The organism is Vibrio sp. 2130-1, assembly GCF_033339515.1.
Genome location: NZ_JAWOUT010000408.1, coordinates 1 through 631, shown reverse-complemented (window position 1 = coordinate 631; position 631 = coordinate 1). Strand labels below are relative to the sequence as shown.

The 631-nt window shown below is 48.0% G+C and carries 1 pseudogene; it reads right to left on the bottom strand.

The features are described 5' to 3' along the window. Positions 1 to 631, bottom strand: a pseudogene (locus R7Q09_RS26510) (oxaloacetate decarboxylase); the annotation flags it as partial.

Below are 631 nucleotides of genomic sequence, written 5' to 3'. Positions count from 1 at the left end.
CGTCAGGTTTACCACGGTTTTTAAGGAACTTCAGACCAACTTGAGGGAACAACGCATAGGTAAGTACGTCATCAACGCGTTCACTCGCAAGCTTAATACCTTCAGACTGAGCCTTATCCATTAAATCCACCGTGAGAGCTTCCATTTCTGACTCTAACAAATCAGCAGGGCGACACGTAATTGGCTCTTTACCTTCAAGGACTTTTGCTTGTAGTTCGGCATTCACTGCCGCAGGAGCGGCACCGTACTCTCCTTTGAGAACACCAGCGGTTTCTTTAGTGATGCTCTTGTAGCGCTCGCCGGTCAGTACGTTAATGACGGCTTGAGTACCAACGATCTGAGACGTCGGTGTTACGAGAGGAATAAAGCCAAGATCTTCACGTACACGTGGGATTTCTTCTAACACCTCGTCGATACGATCCGCTGCACCTTGCTCTTTTAGCTGACCTTCCATATTCGTCAACATACCACCTGGGACTTGAGCAATAAGGATACGGGAGTCCACGCCTTTTAGTTGCCCTTCCCACTTCGCGTATTTCTTACGTACTTCACGGAAGTAGGCTGCAATAGGTTCTAGTTGATCAAGTTTCAGATTGGTGTCGCGCTCAGTACCTTGCAGCATTGCTACAAC